Origin of the sequence: Pseudomonas edaphica, from assembly GCF_965277385.1 — a bacterium.
GTDB classification, from domain to species: Bacteria; Pseudomonadota; Gammaproteobacteria; order Pseudomonadales; family Pseudomonadaceae; genus Aquipseudomonas; species Aquipseudomonas edaphica.
This window is the reverse complement of the sequence record NZ_OZ255725.1, coordinates 6094152-6111660: the sequence shown is the minus strand read 5'-3', so window position 1 is coordinate 6111660 and position 17509 is coordinate 6094152. Positions and strand designations below refer to the sequence as shown.

Annotated in this window: 14 protein-coding genes; 5 read left to right on the top strand and 9 right to left on the bottom strand. The window is 58.6% G+C overall.

Going from position 1 to position 17509, the window contains the following annotated elements:
• Positions 1 to 70: 70 nt before the first annotated feature.
• The gene (locus tag ACQY47_RS27815) at positions 71 to 2563 is read right to left on the bottom strand and encodes a TonB-dependent siderophore receptor (RefSeq protein WP_428553707.1); all 2493 of its coding nucleotides are present in this window, start codon (positions 2561 to 2563) and stop codon (positions 71 to 73) included.
• Between the two features lie 256 nt (positions 2564 to 2819).
• Between ACQY47_RS27815 and ACQY47_RS27810 the strand changes: the two genes are divergently transcribed.
• From ACQY47_RS27810 to ACQY47_RS27790, 5 genes are all read left to right on the top strand, one after another.
• Positions 2820 to 7385 carry an RHS repeat-associated core domain-containing protein gene (locus ACQY47_RS27810; protein WP_428553704.1) on the top strand — a complete coding sequence of 1522 codons (4566 nt, stop codon included), beginning with the start codon at positions 2820 to 2822 and terminating at the stop codon, positions 7383 to 7385.
• Positions 7382 to 7822, top strand: a complete 441-nt coding sequence (locus ACQY47_RS27805) for a hypothetical protein (RefSeq protein ID WP_428553701.1) — start codon at positions 7382 to 7384, stop codon at positions 7820 to 7822. The genes ACQY47_RS27810 and ACQY47_RS27805 overlap by 4 nt, the downstream gene beginning before the upstream one ends.
• Before the next feature lie 165 nt (positions 7823 to 7987).
• The gene (locus tag ACQY47_RS27800; protein ID WP_428553698.1) at positions 7988 to 8368 is read left to right on the top strand and encodes a hypothetical protein; all 381 of its coding nucleotides are present in this window, start codon (positions 7988 to 7990) and stop codon (positions 8366 to 8368) included.
• Between the two features lie 111 nt (positions 8369 to 8479).
• A complete protein-coding gene (locus ACQY47_RS27795; RefSeq protein ID WP_170040098.1) occupies positions 8480 to 8812 on the top strand; it encodes a hypothetical protein in 333 nt (110 codons plus the stop codon).
• A gap of 206 nt (positions 8813 to 9018) precedes the next feature.
• Positions 9019 to 9402: a hypothetical protein gene (locus ACQY47_RS27790; protein ID WP_017134606.1), complete on the top strand. Its 384-nt coding sequence runs from the start codon at positions 9019 to 9021 to the stop codon at positions 9400 to 9402.
• 55 nt (positions 9403 to 9457) lie between these two features.
• Here ACQY47_RS27790 and ACQY47_RS27785 read toward each other — a convergent pair whose 3' ends face one another.
• The 8 genes from ACQY47_RS27785 to ACQY47_RS27750 form a co-directional block, all read right to left on the bottom strand.
• The gene (locus ACQY47_RS27785; protein WP_177034380.1) at positions 9458 to 10990 is read right to left on the bottom strand and encodes a sodium:solute symporter family protein; all 1533 of its coding nucleotides are present in this window, start codon (positions 10988 to 10990) and stop codon (positions 9458 to 9460) included.
• The gene (locus tag ACQY47_RS27780; RefSeq protein WP_065931763.1) at positions 10990 to 11241 is read right to left on the bottom strand and encodes a hypothetical protein; all 252 of its coding nucleotides are present in this window, start codon (positions 11239 to 11241) and stop codon (positions 10990 to 10992) included. The genes ACQY47_RS27785 and ACQY47_RS27780 overlap by 1 nt, the downstream gene beginning before the upstream one ends.
• A 132-nt stretch (positions 11242 to 11373) precedes the next feature.
• Positions 11374 to 12309, bottom strand: coding sequence for a choline kinase family protein (locus tag ACQY47_RS27775; protein WP_099550118.1), 936 nt, complete (start codon positions 12307 to 12309; stop codon positions 11374 to 11376).
• The gene (locus ACQY47_RS27770; RefSeq protein WP_017134610.1) at positions 12306 to 13262 is read right to left on the bottom strand and encodes a phosphotransferase family protein; all 957 of its coding nucleotides are present in this window, start codon (positions 13260 to 13262) and stop codon (positions 12306 to 12308) included. Before ACQY47_RS27770 ends, ACQY47_RS27775 begins: the two co-directional genes overlap by 4 nt.
• An 8-nt stretch (positions 13263 to 13270) precedes the next feature.
• Positions 13271 to 14551: a M20 family metallo-hydrolase gene (locus ACQY47_RS27765; RefSeq protein ID WP_177034378.1), complete on the bottom strand. Its 1281-nt coding sequence runs from the start codon at positions 14549 to 14551 to the stop codon at positions 13271 to 13273.
• Positions 14529 to 15287 carry a DeoR/GlpR family DNA-binding transcription regulator gene (locus ACQY47_RS27760; protein WP_017134612.1) on the bottom strand — a complete coding sequence of 253 codons (759 nt, stop codon included), beginning with the start codon at positions 15285 to 15287 and terminating at the stop codon, positions 14529 to 14531. The genes ACQY47_RS27765 and ACQY47_RS27760 overlap by 23 nt, the downstream gene beginning before the upstream one ends.
• 224 nt (positions 15288 to 15511) lie before the next feature.
• The gene (locus ACQY47_RS27755; RefSeq protein WP_428557399.1) at positions 15512 to 16912 is read right to left on the bottom strand and encodes an amidase; all 1401 of its coding nucleotides are present in this window, start codon (positions 16910 to 16912) and stop codon (positions 15512 to 15514) included.
• A 131-nt stretch (positions 16913 to 17043) separates the two neighbouring features.
• Positions 17044 to 17481, bottom strand: coding sequence for a DUF3995 domain-containing protein (locus tag ACQY47_RS27750; protein WP_017134614.1), 438 nt, complete (start codon positions 17479 to 17481; stop codon positions 17044 to 17046).
• Positions 17482 to 17509 lie beyond the last annotated feature (28 nt).

Sequence of the window (17509 nt, the reverse complement as noted above, 5' to 3'; positions counted from 1 at the left end):
AGCGCGAGCAAGCTCGCTCGCCACAAAAGCTCGCTCGCCACAAAAAACGGATCACCCTAAAGGGTGCCGATTACCACTGGTAAGTGGCACTCGCCTGCACGGTGCGCTGCGAGCCATACCAGCACCACGAATAGGAGTAGCACGAGGCCACGTATTCTTTGTTTGCCAGGTTGGTCGCGTTCAGCGCCAGGCGCAGGTTGTCTTTGGGGTTGGCGATATTCGGGATGTCGTAGTGCAGCGCCGCATCCATCAAGGTGTAGCCCGGTACCTTCAGGGTGTTGGCGGTATCGCCCCAGGACGAGCCCACATACCGCGCGCCGGCCCCCACGCCGAAGCCCTTGAGCAGGCCGTCGTGGAAGGTGTAGTCGGCCCACGCCGAGGCCGTATGGCGTGGCACGCCGTAGGTGGTGGTGCCCTCAACGGCAATCGCCGGCCCAGTGCCGACATCGCTGATCGGCGCGTAGCGAACGGTACTGTTGGATTTGCTCGCGCGGTTGTCCAGATAGGCGTAAGCCGCGGTAATGTTCAGGTTGTCGTTTAGGCTGGCCTTGCCTTCCAGTTCAAAGCCACGGGACTGTTGCTCGCCGTCCTGGATCTGGCAGCGGCCACTGCCGCACAGGTGCGTCGGGTCCGGATCCATGGTCGGCACGTTGGATTGGCGCAAATCGAAAATCGCCGCCGTAATGAAGCTGTTGCTGCCTGGCGGCTGGTACTTGATGCCGATTTCATACTGTTTGCCTTCGGTCGGCTTGAACACCGAACCGCCGTAACCCGTGCCCGATTGCGGGTTGAACGACTCCGCGTAGCTGGCGTACGGCGCCAGGCCGTTATCGAACAGGTAGACCAGGCCGACCCGCCCGGTAAACGCCTTGCTGTCCAGCGACGACTTGCTCTTGGTGCCGGAGCTGATGGTTTTGGTGGTGCTGTCGGTGCTCGCCCAGTCATAGCGACCACCCAGCAACAACACCCATTGGTCCCACTTCATTTGCTCTTGCAGATAAACACCGGTCTGCTCGCTGCGCGAGGTCGCGTCGGTGATGAACGCGGGTGTGGTGACCGGCGCGCCGTAGACCGGATCGAAGATATCCAGGTTCGGGCCACTGCCATACCCGGTCTTGGTGTCGGTGCGGGTGTTCTGGTAATCGAGCCCCATCAACAGCGTGTGCTGCAACGAACCAGTGTCGAATTTGGCCTGCACCTGGTTATCGAGGGTGTAGGCATCCATGTCCACATCGGCAGCGATGGTCGAGCGCTTGGAGGTGCGGTAGTCGCCCATCAGGTAGCTGTTATAGATGCTGCGATAGACGCCCTCGGCGCGCAGGTAACGGGCGTTCTGGCGCACCGTCCACACGTCGTTGAAGTGATGTTCGAAGGCATAGCCGAGGGAGTAATGCTCGCGATCGCTTTTTTCGAAGTTCTTTTCACCGTCATAGAAGTCCACATCGATCTTGCGTCCCGTAGGGCTGCGCAGCACCGAGCCCCAGGCCGGCACCGAGCCGTAGGACGCGCCCTTCGGGTCTTTCTGAAAATGCCCAAGCAAGGTCAGCGAGGTAGCATCGTCCGGGCGCCAGGTGAAGGCACTGGACAGCGACTGGCGGCGGGTTTCGGTGTGGTCGACCTGGCCATCGGCGTCATCGAACAACCCCGCCACGCGATAGGCATACACACCCTGATCATCAATCGGGCCGCTTAAATCAAAGGTAGTGCGCTTCTTGTTGAAGGTGCCGTATTCCACGCCGACTTCATGAAACGGCGTGTCCAGCGGGCGTTTGGTGACCATGTTGATCACCCCGCTTGGCGTGCCCTGCCCGTACAGCACCGAGGCCGGGCCGCGCAGCACTTCGACGCGCTCCAGGTCGAAGGCGTCTTTTTGCGGCAAGGCATCTCGGCTCGATGGCATACGCAGGCCGTCGAGGTAGGTTGCCGGGGCGAAGCCACGGATAGTCAGTTGGTCGAGGCGCGAAGCCGTGGCCCCACGGGTCTCCGGCACCACGGCGGCGCTGTAGCGCAGGATCTGGTTGAGGCTTTCGGCGTTTTGCGCACGCATCTGGTCCTTGGTGACCACCGAAATCGACTGCGGCGTCTCGATCAGCGCGGTATCGGTCTTGGTGCCCGACAGGCTGCGGGTGGCGACATAACCCGCCACCGGCCCAGTGGGGCTTTCGCTCTGGTAGGCGCCGCTGATGGTGGTGGCCTGCAACTGCATGGCGCCGCCATCGTTCGGGAGCGCTTCGAGGCGATAGCGGTCGGCGGAGATCTTGATGGCCTGCAAGCCACTGCCGGCGAGCAATTGCGCCAATGCCACGTCGGTGTCGTATTGCCCGCTCACACCGTTGCTGTGCTTGCCGCGCGTCAAGCTTGCATCAAACGCCAGTACCAGCCCGGCCTGCTCGGCGAGACTATTGAGGGATTGGCTCAAATCACCCGCGGGAACCGAAAAACGGCGCAACGCGCTGCCGGTTTCTTCGGCAAACAATGGCTGGACGACGAACAACGGCACAGCGGCAAAAGCCATCGCCACCGACAGGGCCAGTGGGTGCAAGGGACGAGCAAGGCGCGACATGGGAAATCCTGCGTAATGGAGGTTCTATTAACCATGACGGCCATGTCGCGAAATCGGGCAAGGATGAGAGTCATTTTTATTTGCATGACTTTATTGCAATGAGCCGGGTCGCTTTTTTGCGTAGTCCTTCGGGATAGTTTTTCGCGGTTTTTACCCGTCCTGCGTCATCCCATTCTGATTTTTCCAACCATTCGTCCAGCGGCTTTTTCCTGCAGCAGACTCCGACGCCTTGCCATTTTTTGCCGAGACGTCACGGATGACCAACGCCGCCCACATCGCCTTTATCGAACATGAGCTCAACGGCTTTCATCAGAGCCTGGCGGAGTATCGCCAGCAGGTGGGCGCCTGGTATGCGCGGGCGTTGGATACGCTCAGCCATGCTGCCGACATGCCGTCGCTGTTGGGGATGGACCGTGTGCTGCGGGTTGGCGATGCGCAACAGTCCGTGAGTATTACTGACATGGGCTTTTCCACCGTGGCCCAGTGCCCGGCGGGCGGCGAGCTGAAAATCCAGAGCTTGTTCGAATCAGTGTATGACGTGCCGATCGGCGATATCCCGGTGGAGGTTGTCGGGCTGGATGACGGCAGTTCCACGCTTGTCATGCTCGATGAACATGGCAAGGGTTCGCATTTTTGCGCCGCTGGTGGGCGCTATCAGGTGCGGGTGCAGGGCGGCGTTTCTGCGCAGCAAGTGGACGCGCTGTTTGCCTCTTACGCAGGGCTGACGGCCGACCTGGAGCACTGGCTGCGCGAGCAGTGGAAAGATTTCAAACCGTACTGGCAACAATCGACCGCCAGCGCGATTGGCAGCGGCGTGCTGGCGGGCAGTTGGGCGGCAATCCGCGATGTATGGGACAGCATCAAGCTGGTTCAGGCGATTCTTGAAGACCCGCTGAAATTTGCTGAGCAACTCGGCGCCGAGGCCGCCAGGTTGGCGCAGTTGGCCACCGATGCGCCCAAGGTCCTGGAACAGGCCATGTTATTGGCCAGCGACGAGGCCGCGCTGTACCTGATCCTGCGCACCGCGATGCTCTGGCTGGACGCACTGCCACCCGGCGAAATCGCGGAAACGGCGGCAGGGTTTGTAGTGTCGCTGCTGATTGATCTGGTGATCGGCGCAGTACTGACCATCGCGTCGCCGGCGGCGGGCGTGGCTTATCTCGGCTTGCGGCTGGCCAAGTATGGCGCGCGGATTTTGGATGCCGCTGTGGGTTTTGTCAGGAGCCTGCTCGGGATGCTGACCAAATTCATGCAGGCGGTGGACCGTTACAAGGCGGTGGCGGTTCGCGGAGTGGTTGGCGGGTTGAAGCAAGGCACGCTGCAGATGCGCTGGCGGGCGCGGCAAAACGCGGTGGTTAAGCAAAAAGAACACGTTGATGACGTGCCTGCTTCGGGCAAGAACCTTAATGGCGATGCTGCGGCTCCAGCCGACAGAACCGTTACCAACGGCTGCCCGGTGTCGATGGTCACCGGCGAGGAACTGCTGACCCTTACCGATGGCACGTTGGATGGGGTCCTGCCGTTTGAATGGACACGGCTGTATCGCACCAGCGCGGTGGAAGTGGATTACGGGTTGGGGTTTGGCTGGAGCCATTCGCTGGCGCAACGGCTTTGTGTTTCCGGTGATTCGGTGGTGTGGACGGATCATGAGAATCGCCGTACCGAGTTTGTGCTGCCCTCCGCTGCTCGACCGGCGATTACCAATAGCTTGGCTGAAGCGGCGATCTACTTGGGCGATTTGCCCGATGAACTGGTGCTGGCCCAGGCGTCGCGTTTTTATCACTTTCACGATGGCGTGCTGATTGCCATCAGCGATGCGTATGACAACCGGCTGCGAGTTTTTCACGATCGTTTGGGGCGGGTTGAGCGGCTGGATAACGGTGTGGGTCGCTCGCTGTTTTTTCGGTATGAGTTTGGCCGCATTGTGGCGGTGGACTATCAGGTTCATCGGGCCAAAGGGCATGAGCCGTTTGAATGGGTGACGGAGCAGAAGGTTGTTTCCTACGCCTATGACGACCTTGGCCGACTGGTTTCTGCGACCAATGCTGTGGGTGAAAGCGAGGTTTATCGCTACGACGAGCAGCACGTCATTGTTGAGCGTGAGTTGGCCGGTGGAGCGAGCTTCTTTTGGGAATGGGAACGGGCGGGTAAGGCCTCCCGATGTGTTCGGCACTGGGCCAGCTTTTCGCAGATGGATACGCGGTATGCTTGGGGTGACGACGGCCGTGTCACGGTGCATAACGCTGATGGCAGCCGGGAAGTGTATGTCCATGATGACCGCGCACGTCTGGTGCAGCGCATTGATCCGGACGGCGCTGAACACTTCAAGTCTTATGACGACAAGGGTCGGCTGACGGTCGAGCAGGACCCGCTCGGGGCGGTGACGGCGTATCAGTACGACGAAGCCGGACGCTTGGTGGCGTTGTTTCCGGGGGATGATGAGCCGACGTCCTACGAGCATGACAACGGTTTCGTGCGCGTTGTACGCCGTGGTGAGGCCGTTTGGAAGTATGAGCGTAACGATCAGGGCGACGTCATTCGCAAGACCGATCCTGACGGCAATATTACGGACTACAGCTACAACAAATATGGGCAGCTGACGGGGGTTTGGTTTCCCGATAACAGTTGCCATCGGCTGGTTTGGAATGAGCGTGGGCAGTTGCTTGAGGAGTTGCTGCCCAATGGGGGTAGCAAGCGTTATCGCTATGACGATCTTGGTCGTCAGATCACGCGGGAAGATGAGCACGGCAAGCTCACACAGTACCAACGGGACGCTGCCGGGCGCCTGCGAAAACTGACCCTTCCAGGCGGCGCGACGCGCGAATACAGCTACAACGCCTACGGAAAAATCACCGCCGAACACGACGAACTCGGCCACGTCACCCGTTACGAATATGCCAACGGCCTGCACCTGATCAGCCGCCGAATCAATGCCGATGGCAGTCATGTCAACTACCGCTACGACAACGCACGCCTGCTGCTGACCTCGATCGAAAACGAGGTGGGCGAAACCTACCAACTTGATTACCACCCCAACGGCCTGATCCAGCAGGAAATCGGCTTTGACGGCCAGCGCACGGCCTATGTGTATGACCTCAACGGCAACCTGGCGGAAAAAACCGAACACGGCGACGACGGCAGTCAGCTCGTTACCCGTTACAAGCGAGACCACGCCGGCCGCCTCATAAGAAAAACCCTGCCAGATGGCAATGTTGTCGACTATGCCTACGACCGCCAAGGCAACCTCCTAAGCGTCGACGACGGCCACTGGGCGCTGGCCTACGAGTACGATCCACAAAACCGCCTCACTGCCGAACACCAGGGCTGGGGTACTTTGCGCTATGGCTACGATGCCTGCGGCCAACTTAAAAACCTGCGCCTGCCGGACAACAACCGCGTTACCTTCAACCACAACAAAGGCGGCCACCTTTCCACCGTCGAACTGAACGGCGAAACCCTCACCTCCCACCTGTTCAAAACCGGCCACGAACACCAACGCCAGCAGGGCCAGCTCCTCAGCCACTACCACTACGACGACCAAAACCGCCTGCACGCCCACGCCGTCAGCCAACAGCAACACACCCTTTACCAACGCCAATACGACTACGACAAAAGCGGCAACCTCGCCCGCCTGCTCGACACCCGCAAAGGCGAACACCACTACCACTACGACCCCCTCGCCCGCCTGACCCGCGCCGACCACTCGCAAGACGTGCAGGAACGCTTCGGCCACGACCCGGCCGGCAACCTGCTCATGCAAGACCGCCCCGGCCCGGACATCGTGGCGGGGAACAGGTTGATGATCCAAGGCGATCATCATTATGACTATGACGCCTTCGGCAATTTGATCCGCCAGCGGCGTGGCAAGGGTCATCAGCTCGTCACCGAGCACCGCTACGACTGCCAGCATCGGTTGATTGGTATTACCCAACCCAATGGGCAAACCGCCAGCTATCGCTATGACCCGTTTGGACGGCGGATCAGCAAAACCGTTAACGACATAACCACGGAGTTTTTCTGGCAAGGCGACAAGCTGGTGGCAGAACACCACGCGGATCGGCATCGCAGCTACCTCTACGAGCCAGGCAGTTTTCGGCCGTTGGCACTGCTGGAAGGTTTTGGGCCTGAAGACACCAAACCCTTCCACTACCAACTCGACCACCTCGGCACACCACAGGAACTGACAAATCCCGAAGGCGAAATCGTCTGGTCCGCGCACTACCGCGCCTACGGTAAAATCGCCCGCCTAGACGTCAGAAAAATCGACAATCCGCTGCGCTTCCAGGGCCAATATTTTGATGCCGAAAGCGGGCTGCACTACAACCGTCATCGCTACTACAATCCGGATATTGGTCGTTACCTGACGCCGGATCCGGTGAAGTTGGCGGGTGGGATCAACGTGTGCCAGTACGCTCCCAACCCTACGGGATGGGTGGATCCGTTAGGACTGAGTTGCAAGCCAGGGACCTGTCCGGGACAAAAAGACAAGGCATCAGCGCAAGGCCATGAAGAAAAGCCTCCTGAGACAAGCCATTCCATACGGTCTTCTACTTACGAGCAAGCTTCAAATAAAGCGTTAAAATGGTTACTTGAAAATGACTTTCGCGCAGAAAAACCAACACCGGGAAGATTTGGCCCGCGCAAAGGAGAGCCGGTCGGAATGCAAACATATGACGGCAAAACAGGCTATAGGGTTGAACATGACCAAAGGAGTGGCGCCCATATAAATGTATGGTCAGGTAAGAAAAAAGGACCACATTATCTTTTTGATGGCAATGAAAAAATGGTGCTTCAACTGACTAAAAGGTTTGTAAAAAAATGAGTTACTTTGACGAAGAACTAATCACAGATCTGAAAAAACTCGACATCGACTTCAATGTCATTTCTCAGGCAGAACAAGACTCGATGGTCAGTAGAATTAATGAGCGCATTCCTTTTAGCGGAAATCAAATCGATTGGAGTCGTTTGGGGAGCAGCATTAACTTCGGGTCTGCATCTTCAACCTTGGCGATTTCGCTCATTGCGGCGGAAATCTGCAAAGTTTCTGACAATGACTTGATTATCATCAGTGATTCCGCCTGTGACCACGCTTACTCAATAAGCCCAGAGCACTTAAACCGAACACTCAAAGTTCTCTCCGAGTTCCCACAACACACCTATATTGTATCGGAGGATTTCAACTGGATTGCCTGCATTTCATTTGAGGGGCACTTGGATTTTTGCAAATTTTTCTCAGGGTCAATTCTAAACCAACCCTAGTAAATTCAAATTATAAAAACAATTAGTTGCATCAGGAGCGTTGCCCCTGTCGACCAAACGAAATTTCTGAGAGTCCATCTAACACAGCTCATAACGGACGTTATTCCACTGCCACTCCCCTCCATGACGCGGCCATCTCAAGCGATGAAAGAACAATCAAACCCCATGGCGAACAACGTCAAAAATGTACTATTGGTAGCAATCAACGAACTGGTAGAAGAAGAGGTTACCCTGCTCATTGAAAATACTGTAGTAACCTGCTTCGCCAGCCACTGCCCCTACGAAATCGTAGTAGGGAAAACTTATTGCGTTGAATTAACTTTAAATCTATCTGAAAGTTATGAAGTTCATAAAACCTCCACGACTCACGCTTTAGCCAAGCGAACGGGCAGCGGATTTTCTTACGCGCTTTACGGATTGCTGAGCGACGATACTTTTCAGACATTCACTTTGCTGAACGATGAGGGGATCCATTACAACCATCCCGACTTGAACGATTCTTTTATTAAAATAATTGTTGACCGAATTGATGTGACCTTTCATTAAAAATCCAACTACCAAAACTACCCATCTAGGCCTCTGACGATTGACAACCTAAATCCTAACCAACGCGCCCTAAAAAACCGGGACCACTCACGTTAACAAGAGTATAGAAAAGTGAAACTTATCTGCACGCCTTTGACTAAAGAAGCGATGATTCTATTAGACACTGACGATTGCCCAATCTCGTTATTGGCGAATTGCCCCCTGACCCATACAGAATATCAGCAGTTAATGGGATCAGGCGTTATCGACAAAATCAACAATTCGCTTGGAAAGATGATCGACGATTATGAAGACGAGAGCATCAACACCAATGAAGACCTCAAAAAATCACTATATATACTAGAAAATCACTCAATACCCGAAAACCAAGAGCTGGCAAGAAAAATAATCAAACTCAACAAACTGGCAATTGACAACAACACCGGACTGTATTTCTTCTTTTAAACCATCAAATGTATTGGCACAGGTAGTAACACAACCAAGCTGCAAACAGCGCTAGCAACAGCTTTATTTTTTATGACGAACCCATTTTTATCGTAACTGCAAACGAGTACAGTGCTAAACAGACAGGGTTGATGCCGAATGTAAGAAAATCGAATCATTACCAAAACACTCACACGAAAACCGGCAATCTCCCACTCGGAAAAAACATGAAAATTGTAGTGATCGATACATTTTCCTATCTGAACGTATTGCACGTAAAATTCCATTCACCCTTCGGAGATGGCACTGCACTATGGAGCGATACTGCGCCAAAAATCGGTGAAATTATCGACGTTGAGTTTGATTTTGAGGAGGTTTTCTCATGGAATATAAACGTGAAGCCAACCGCTGAAAAATCTTCAAAAATCAAAATGGAGAACAGCCTCATCCAAATAACCGCCGAGCTGGTCCAAGCTGACGAAGAAGGATGTGTAGCATTAAAGCTCGGTGATTCAATAATCCTAATTGAGTTGGACGGTCCCATACCTCAGAAATCAGGATTTGTTGAACTCAGCGCTACCGCAATTCAACTTTACCCAACACATATTTAGTCCACATAAGTCACACGCTCAAACCGGGGCCACACACCGCAGCCCCGTTCCATTTTCAACTCATAACCGGCGCAGCCCCCACCTGCACCCCACGCCCACTCGCGGCCATCTCAAACAACCCCTCCACCCGCGCTTGCTCCACCGCGCTCGGCTTGATCACCAGCGCGCACACCACAAAAATCGCAGCATTCACCACCAGCCCCACAATCCCGCTGGTCAACGACCCCAGCGCGGGAATGTCATCCGGGTACAGCGTGGTCAGTACAATCGCCACCATAATCCCCGCCAACATGCCGGCAATCGCGCCCTGTTTGTTGCCACGGCGACTGAAAATGCCGAAGAACAGCGGCACGGCCAGTTGAATGATGCCCTGGTAGGAAATCTGCGCCAGTAATTGCAGGCGCGAATAATCAAAGGTCAGGTAAGCCAGCACCGAGGCGGCGACGATAAACACCACCATGCCGGCCTTGGCCAGTAAGGTGAGCTGGCGGTCGGTGCGTGGGGTGTTCCAGGTGGCCAGGTCGTTGGCAAACTGGGTGCCGCAGACCTGCACGCAGCCGTCGACGTGGCCGATGCTGGCGGCCAGTACGATGACGATGGCCAGCGCCAGCAGCCATGGCCCGCCAATGTCGAACAGCGAGAGGAACCAGCCTTGTTGCGGATGGGCCAGCACGTTGGGATCCTGGCTGATGGCGGCGGCGAACAGCATGAGAATGCCGTAGAACCCGCCCACCAGCAGCATGGTGTACAGCGTGCCCTTTTTCACCGCGCGCACGCCGCTGGCGGTGTAGATGCGCTGGAAGCTCATCGGCCAGCACATCGAGCCAATCACACCGGTGAAGATCAGGCTGAACATGTACATCGGGCCATAACCGGTGCCGGCGGCGCCGGGAATTTGCAGCATTTTTTCCGGTAATTGCGCGAGGTTGGAAAACGCGGCCTGATCGCCGAACAGCAGGAACACGCAGACCCCGGCGCACACCACGTAGGCGATCAGGCCCTGGAACATATCGGTCATGATCAACCCGCGCATGCCCATGCTCACGGTCCAGTATTGGCGGATCAGTACCACCGCCACGCCTGCAAACAGGCAGGTGGTGACGCCCCAACGGCCAAAGCTGGCGAACTGGAACAGCATCGCCAGGGCCTGGATGCCCATCACCACCCATGGAAACACCGAGATGATGCCGATAATTGAGGCCACCCGTTTTACCGCCGGGCTGTCGAAGCGCATGCCCAGCAGGTCCGGCTGGGTGCGCAGGTTGAAGCGTTTGCCCCAGGTCCAGGCGCGGCTGGCCATCAGGTACATCGCGGTCACGCCCAGGGTCGCATAGACCATGCCGTAGAAACCCAGGGCGCCGCCGACGCTCAGGGCAAAAAACGCGGTGAAGGTCGAGCCCGGCCACCAGGAGTTGGTGTAGCACATGGCGATATACCACGGCCCATAGGAGCGCCCGCCAACGGCGTAGTCGGAAAAACTGGTGCTTTCGCGGTTGGTGGCATAGAGCACGGCGATCATCCCGGCCAGGAACAGGCCGATCACACCGAAGGTAATGAACAAGTGGGCATCGCTGCTGGTGCTGATCATCACACGCCCTCCTCGTCAGGAATATCACCGGCCTTGAGCTCGGCCAGATACAACCCCCACACCCCAAGGGCGGCGAGTACGGCAATGGCGATCCAATAGAAAATCGGCAGCGGGATGCCTACCACCAAGGCGCGACTGCCACTCACGCTCAAATAAAACGGCGGGAATAACGCCAGCATCAACAACAGGAAAAAGTAGCCGCCGAAGATCTGGTTTCTCAGGCGTGCGGGTGACGCGCTTGCGGGTTTCATGATGGAGGGTGCTCCTTGAATTTCTGGATCGGTTTGTTGTGTGATCAATCAAAAAATCAAGCAGTGAAACGTCAGCGCAAACCAGCGCCAAAGGAGCTACAGGTGACTCGTCGTTATTGTGCTGGCGCAGGCTCAGGCCTGTCTTAGCCAGGTTTCCCATTGCGAATCATTGATCACGCTACGTGCGCGCATGTGCTTCCAGGCACCGTATTTGTAAAAGTCGAAATCCAACTGCGACACCGCGTGCTGGACCATCGCCCAGGTCGACCATTTGATGTCGGCCAGGGCCTTGTGCAACTTGATCCGCGCCAGCCGTTGCGGGGTGACCTGGCCGAAATAATCTTCGATCAGCGCCAACTCCATTTCGTCGGTGAAGAACATCTCGCCAAACCACAGCGCCAGTTCGTAATGACGGTCGTTGTTGGAGGCGTACTCAAAGTCCACCAGGCGAATCTGGCGGCGGTCATTGAGCATGAAATTACCCGCCAGCGTGTCGTTCATGCACGGCGCCAAGTCGATGCCCGACGCTTGCAACGCGCCACGCGCCCGGTCACATTGGCGACGCAGCCAGGCATCATCGCTGGGCGTGCAGCCCTGCAGTTCTTCGACCTGGCGCTGATGCTCGGCAATCATGTCGAACACGGTTTTTGTCTGGCACAGCGGCGACTGGTCGTTGAACGCTTTCAGCGCATGCAGGGCGTTATGGCGCACATCGCGGTCGAGAAAGTCCTGATTCGAAGAGGCGCGCCAGCCTTCCATAAACTCGAAAACTTCAACGCCAAACTCTTCGAGGAAGGCAAACACCGGCGCACCATAGCCGGTTTGCGCGGCCTTGACGCTGGCGTCATGGGCGGTGCGCCGGTCGATAAACATCTCGGTGCCGGCGCCGGGCACTTTGAAGAAGTAGGCGGTGTTGAGCCCGCTGACCTCGACCCGCCAGTTACTGTTGGAGATCCCGCCGCTGACCGGCTCGTAACGAATGCCCGAACCACTCCAATCGCGCACGCCGCGCACTGCCGCCTCCAATTGGCATTCTTGAGGCGTACAGGCCTCACCCATTGCTTTCATGCCTGCCCCTCCTGTACCTGCCGTAACCAACTTTCAAATCGCGGGTCTTGCAAGCTCTGCCGGCAGCGCAGCAAGGTCCACTGCCCCACCTTGGAGAACTCCAGGGGCCGCGTTGAGGTCGCGCCGACCCACAAGCCCCACAGCGTCCAATACCAATCATTGATCAGCGCATAGAGGCGGCAGCGGGCGTAATCGCACTCGCGACACTCACCGGCCCAGGCCTTGATGCCGTCACGCCACTGGCTTTCAAAGGCATACAACTCGTTTAGGCTGACGGCCACGTCGTACCACGGGTCAAAGCAACCAGCGTAGTCGAAGTCGATCAATTGCAACGCGCCGCCGGGGCCGATCATCACATTGCTCGCCAGCCCGTCGCCGTGCAAGGGCACGCAGGTGCCAGGGCTCAATTGCAGCGCGGTCCAGGCCAGATCGATGCAGGTTTCAATCCACCCATGATCAGCGGGCAGGCCCACGCCGTCACGGCTGCACAGCTCACGCAGGTGCTGGATATCCTGCAACGGCGAACGGTTGAAGCCCGGTGAGGTGCCGACGTGCAACTGCCGCTTCAAGGCCCACAGCGCTTGCAGGCGCTGGGGTTGCAGTAACTCATCGAGCCGTGCCCAACGCCACTCGTGGGCCGGCAAGGCATCCAGCAGCAGCACGCCGGCAGCCACATCCACCAGGCGCACGCCGGGGGTCACGTCACAGTCAGCCGCCAGTTGGGTGGCGCGGCCGGTGCGCTCGATGTCGATCAGTGCACGCATATCGTCGTGCAGCACTTTGGCGTAGCACTGGCCCCAGGGCGCCGTGAGGTGAAAGCCGGTCCACTCGGTGGCCAGGCGTATCGGCGAGGCGATACCTGCAGTGCCGTCCGAGACCTCGACATGGGCAGACAGGCCGGCGGACTCCAGGGCGCCCATCAGGCGCGACAGTGCGTAGGAACAGTTGGACATGGCGTCCCTCACCGGTAAGCGTTGGGGGAAGTACAGGCGCAATGCAGCAGCGCGGTCAGCATCTGCAGGCCGGTGCGCATGTCGCGGTCATGGGTGAGTTCCGCCTCGTTATGGGACACGCCGTTGCTGCTCGGAATGAACAACAGGCATGCCGGGTAATGCCGGCCGAGGCTGATGGCGTCGTGGCCGGAAACCGTGACAGTGTTGCCGACCGCCAGCCCCAGTTGTTGACCGACGCCGTAGGCCAATTCGGCAAAACCATGGTGTAACGCGATGGGCGCACGCAGGGCGCGGCTTTCGACTTCGTATGTGGTGGCGGTCGATGCAGCGACGGCCTTGAGGCTGGCATCCAGCCGATAACCGGCAACCGCCAGCAATGCCGTGTCCGGCGAGCGGTACTCCACATGCAAGGTGACGCGCGAGGGCACCACGTTCGGCGAGTTGGGGTAAATTTCCAGGCGCCCTACCGAGCTGTGAAACTGCAGCCCGTGCACGTCCGCTTCGGCGCGCACGGTGGTTATCGCATGCGCCGCCGCGAGCAAGGCATCTTTGCGGGCGGCCATCGGGGTTGGACCGGTGTGGTTCTGTTCGCCGTCGAAACGGATACGCTGCTTGAGCGCCGCCCAGGTTTCACGCACTACGCCGATGTCCAGGCCTTGGCTTTCCAGACCGTCGCTTTGTTCAACGTGGATTTCCACATAACCGGCCACATCCAGTTCAACCAGGCCGTCCCCCAGATAGCCGATCGCTTGCAGCGCATCCTTGAGGCGAATGCCGTCGCCATCGCGGCATTCCCAGGCTTCGTGCAGGGCCAGGTCGCCGGTAAACACGCTGCTGCCGATCAGGCTGGGTTGAAAGCGCGCGCCTTCTTCGTTGGTCCAGTTCACCACCGCGAGGTTGCACGCAGGGGTTTCGCCGCGCTCGTGCAGTTGGCGCGCCAGGCTGGCGATGGCGACTGCGCCAGCCAACACCCCATAGATACCGTCGAAACGCCCCGCGCTGGGCTGGCTGTCCAAGTGCGAGCCGCACAGCACATAGGGGGCGTCCGGGTTGAAAGTGATCAGCCCGAACAGATTGCCGATGGCGTCTACGCGCACGTCGAAACCGCGCTCACGCAGCCACGCGCTGAACAGGTCGCGCACCGCACCGTCTTCGGCCGATGCGGCCAGGCGGTGCAAACCACCTGCCGGTGTCGCACCGATGGCTGAGCTGTCGCGAAACAGCGTCTCGAAGGCCTCGACGTCCGCCTCACTGGGAGACAGCCACTCAGGGGTAAAGGATGTCGACATGGGCGTGCTCCAGGCAGGTCGCAAACTCCGCGGACGGAGGGCGATTGGTGACCAAAGTGGTGATGGCGCTGAACGGCAGTGTGTTGATGAACGTGCGATGGCCGAACTTGGCGTCGTCCGCGAGGATGACGCTGCGCAGGCAATGTTGGGTCAGGGTGCGGCGCAGCAGCGCCTCGGGCTCCTGGTAGTCCATGAAGCCCAGCTGCAAGTCCACCGCGCCGATGCCCATGAAGGCGATGTCGTAGTGAAACTGCCGGACAAATTCCAGGGTGTGGGCGCCGATCAGCGCATTGTCATTACGGCGCACATCACCGGGCACCACCAGCACCTGATTACTGCTTTGCTGGGTGATCAACTGCGCGATGTCCAGCGAGTTGGTGATGATGCGCAGTTGGCTGAAACCAATCAATTGCTGGGCCAGGGCCAGGGTCGAGGTGCCGGTATCGAGAAACAGCACCATGCCCTCGCTGACCAGTTTGGCAGCACAGACTGCCATGCGGGTCTTGGCCTGGGCCTTGATGCGGGTGCGCACTTGCAGCGGTTGTTCTTCGTTCAGCCTGGGCAAGATCGCGCCGCCATGGATGCGGCGCAACTTGCCGGCCTCCTCCAGGTATTTGAAGTCGCGGCGAATGGTTTCTTCGCTGACGAACAGCGCTTGCGCCAGGTCCGACGCCTTGACGCGCTGATGTTGGGTGAGCATGAGCATGATTTCGTCGAGACGTGGCTGATTGAGCATAAAGGGTGCATTCCAAGGCAAATTCGAGCCGTCAGTATCGCGCGCTTTGCGCCCACCACGGTACGCGGCATGCACCGGTCCGGCGGGGGGCAAAGGACGACTGACGGCGATTGATCGGGTCACGTTTACCTCTCACTCATCGGGGTGTGAAAGGGCAGAAACACTACAAAAGGATCTGTCCAGGGCAGGCCTCTAACGAGCCGGCTCCACGGGGCAATCAGGCACTACAACAACAGCGGCGGCAGGTGCTGGTCCCAAGGCGCAATGGCTTCTACTGCGGCGCAGAACTGCAACACCTGGGCGTCGGCAAAGCGCGGGCCGACCACTTGCAAACCTATCGGCAAGCCGCTCGGGCTGAAGCCGCAAGGCAGGCTCGCAGCGGGGTTGCCGGTGATATTGAACGGGTAGGTAAAGGGTGTCCAACGTGCCCAGGGCACCGCGCCGTCTGCGCCTGGCCAGCCGTCGGGCGCCACCTGGTCGGCGGCGAACGGCAGGGTTGGCAGCGTCGGCAGTAGCAACACGTCGTAATCGTTAAACAGCGCGTGCACCTGGTTGGCGAACTGCGCCCGCTGCTGCACGGCCTTGAGGTAGTCACCCAGGTCGTACTCGCCCGCGCGCTGGATCAGCGCGGCAAAGCCTGGGTCCAGTTGGTCGAGGCGATCCGCCAGGGCTTTGCCGTAGGCAATGCCGCGTCCGCCGACCCACAAGGTTTCGAATGTGGCGAGTGGGTCCTGCCAGTCCAGCGTCAAGGTGGTCACGGTGACCGGCAAGCGTTCCGCCAGGTTGTACACGGCGGCTTCGACGCTAGCGGCAATGACCGGGTCGACCGGGGTGTTGAACAATGTCGGGCAATACGCCACCCGCAGCGGCCCCAGTGGCTGGTCGCAGCGCGCCAGGCAGGATTCGGTCAATGCGGGCAAGGCCTGATGATCCAACGGATCCGGCCCGGAAAGGATGTCGAACAACAAAGCGCTGTCGCGCACCGTGCGCGTGATCGGCCCGGCATGGCTGAGCATTTCGGTGGCCGACCAAGGCCAGGTCGGAATGCGGCCCAGGGAGCCTTTCATGGCGAACGCCCCGCAGAACGCCGCCGGAATGCGCACCGACCCACCGCCATCGGAACCCAGCGTGCCCGGCACCATGCGTGCCGCCACGGCAATCGCCGAGCCGGAGCTGGAACCACCGCTGGTGAGCTGTGGGTTCCAGGGATTGCGCCCGTTGCCGAACACACGCGAGGTACTGGCGCCGGTCCAGCCGAATTCAGTGGTGGCGGTTTTGCCGAGGATGATTGCACCGGCGTCCTTGAGGCGGCGAATGATCGGCGCATCCTGGCTGGGCACATGCTCAAGGCCGGTCAACGAGCCTCGGGTGGTGCGCAGGCCGGCGGTGGAAAACAGGTCTTTGATCCCAAAGGGCACGCCATGCAGCGGGCCACGCAACTGCCCTGCCCTGGCCTCTTCGGTCAGCACTTGCGCTTGCGCCAATGCCGAGTCGGCGTACACGTCGCCAAACGCATTGAGTGTGGGATTGTGGGTTTCGATTGCGTGCAGGCTTTGCTCGACCAGGTGTACCGCAGACAGCGTGCCCGCGCGAATGGCCTCGGCAGCGTCGATCACAGTGGGCATCAAGAGGTCTGTGTTCATTGAGTATCCTGGGCCGTCTGCACATGAGTCCGGTGGGTACGTCAATAAACGCCCGAGCCTGGGGGCGTGTCAAGTGGGTTTTGTTGGCTATGTGGTTTTTGTGTGATTTGTTATCAGTTCCACGCCACGATCAATAAACCCGCGCCCAATACCAGGCACAAGGGTGAATAAAAATAGGTGTCCAAACGGGCAAATCGTGACCCGCTCACTTTCTTGAAAAAACCCACCAGTTCCGAATCGCCAATCGCCCTGGCGAACATCACCAAGGCAATCGCACTGATGCCCCATTGCAGCGCGCCGTGGGACACCGGCGAAAAGTACAACCCGGCACGCAGGCACACCAGCAAGGCAATCGCCACCAAGCCCATCGCCACCAGAAACGTGCCCAGTGCCGACGGTTTGAACGCCGGCCGTGGCCCCTGGGCGAACTCGCCGGGCAATTCGGGGATGGCGGCCAGGCTGCCGAGCTTGCCGCCGGCGGCCCAGTACAGATGCACCATGCTGATGCAGGTAAAAATCGCGACGATCCAGCGTGCGACGAAAAAGCTCATGGCAGGCGCTCCCTTAAATGTGCGAATG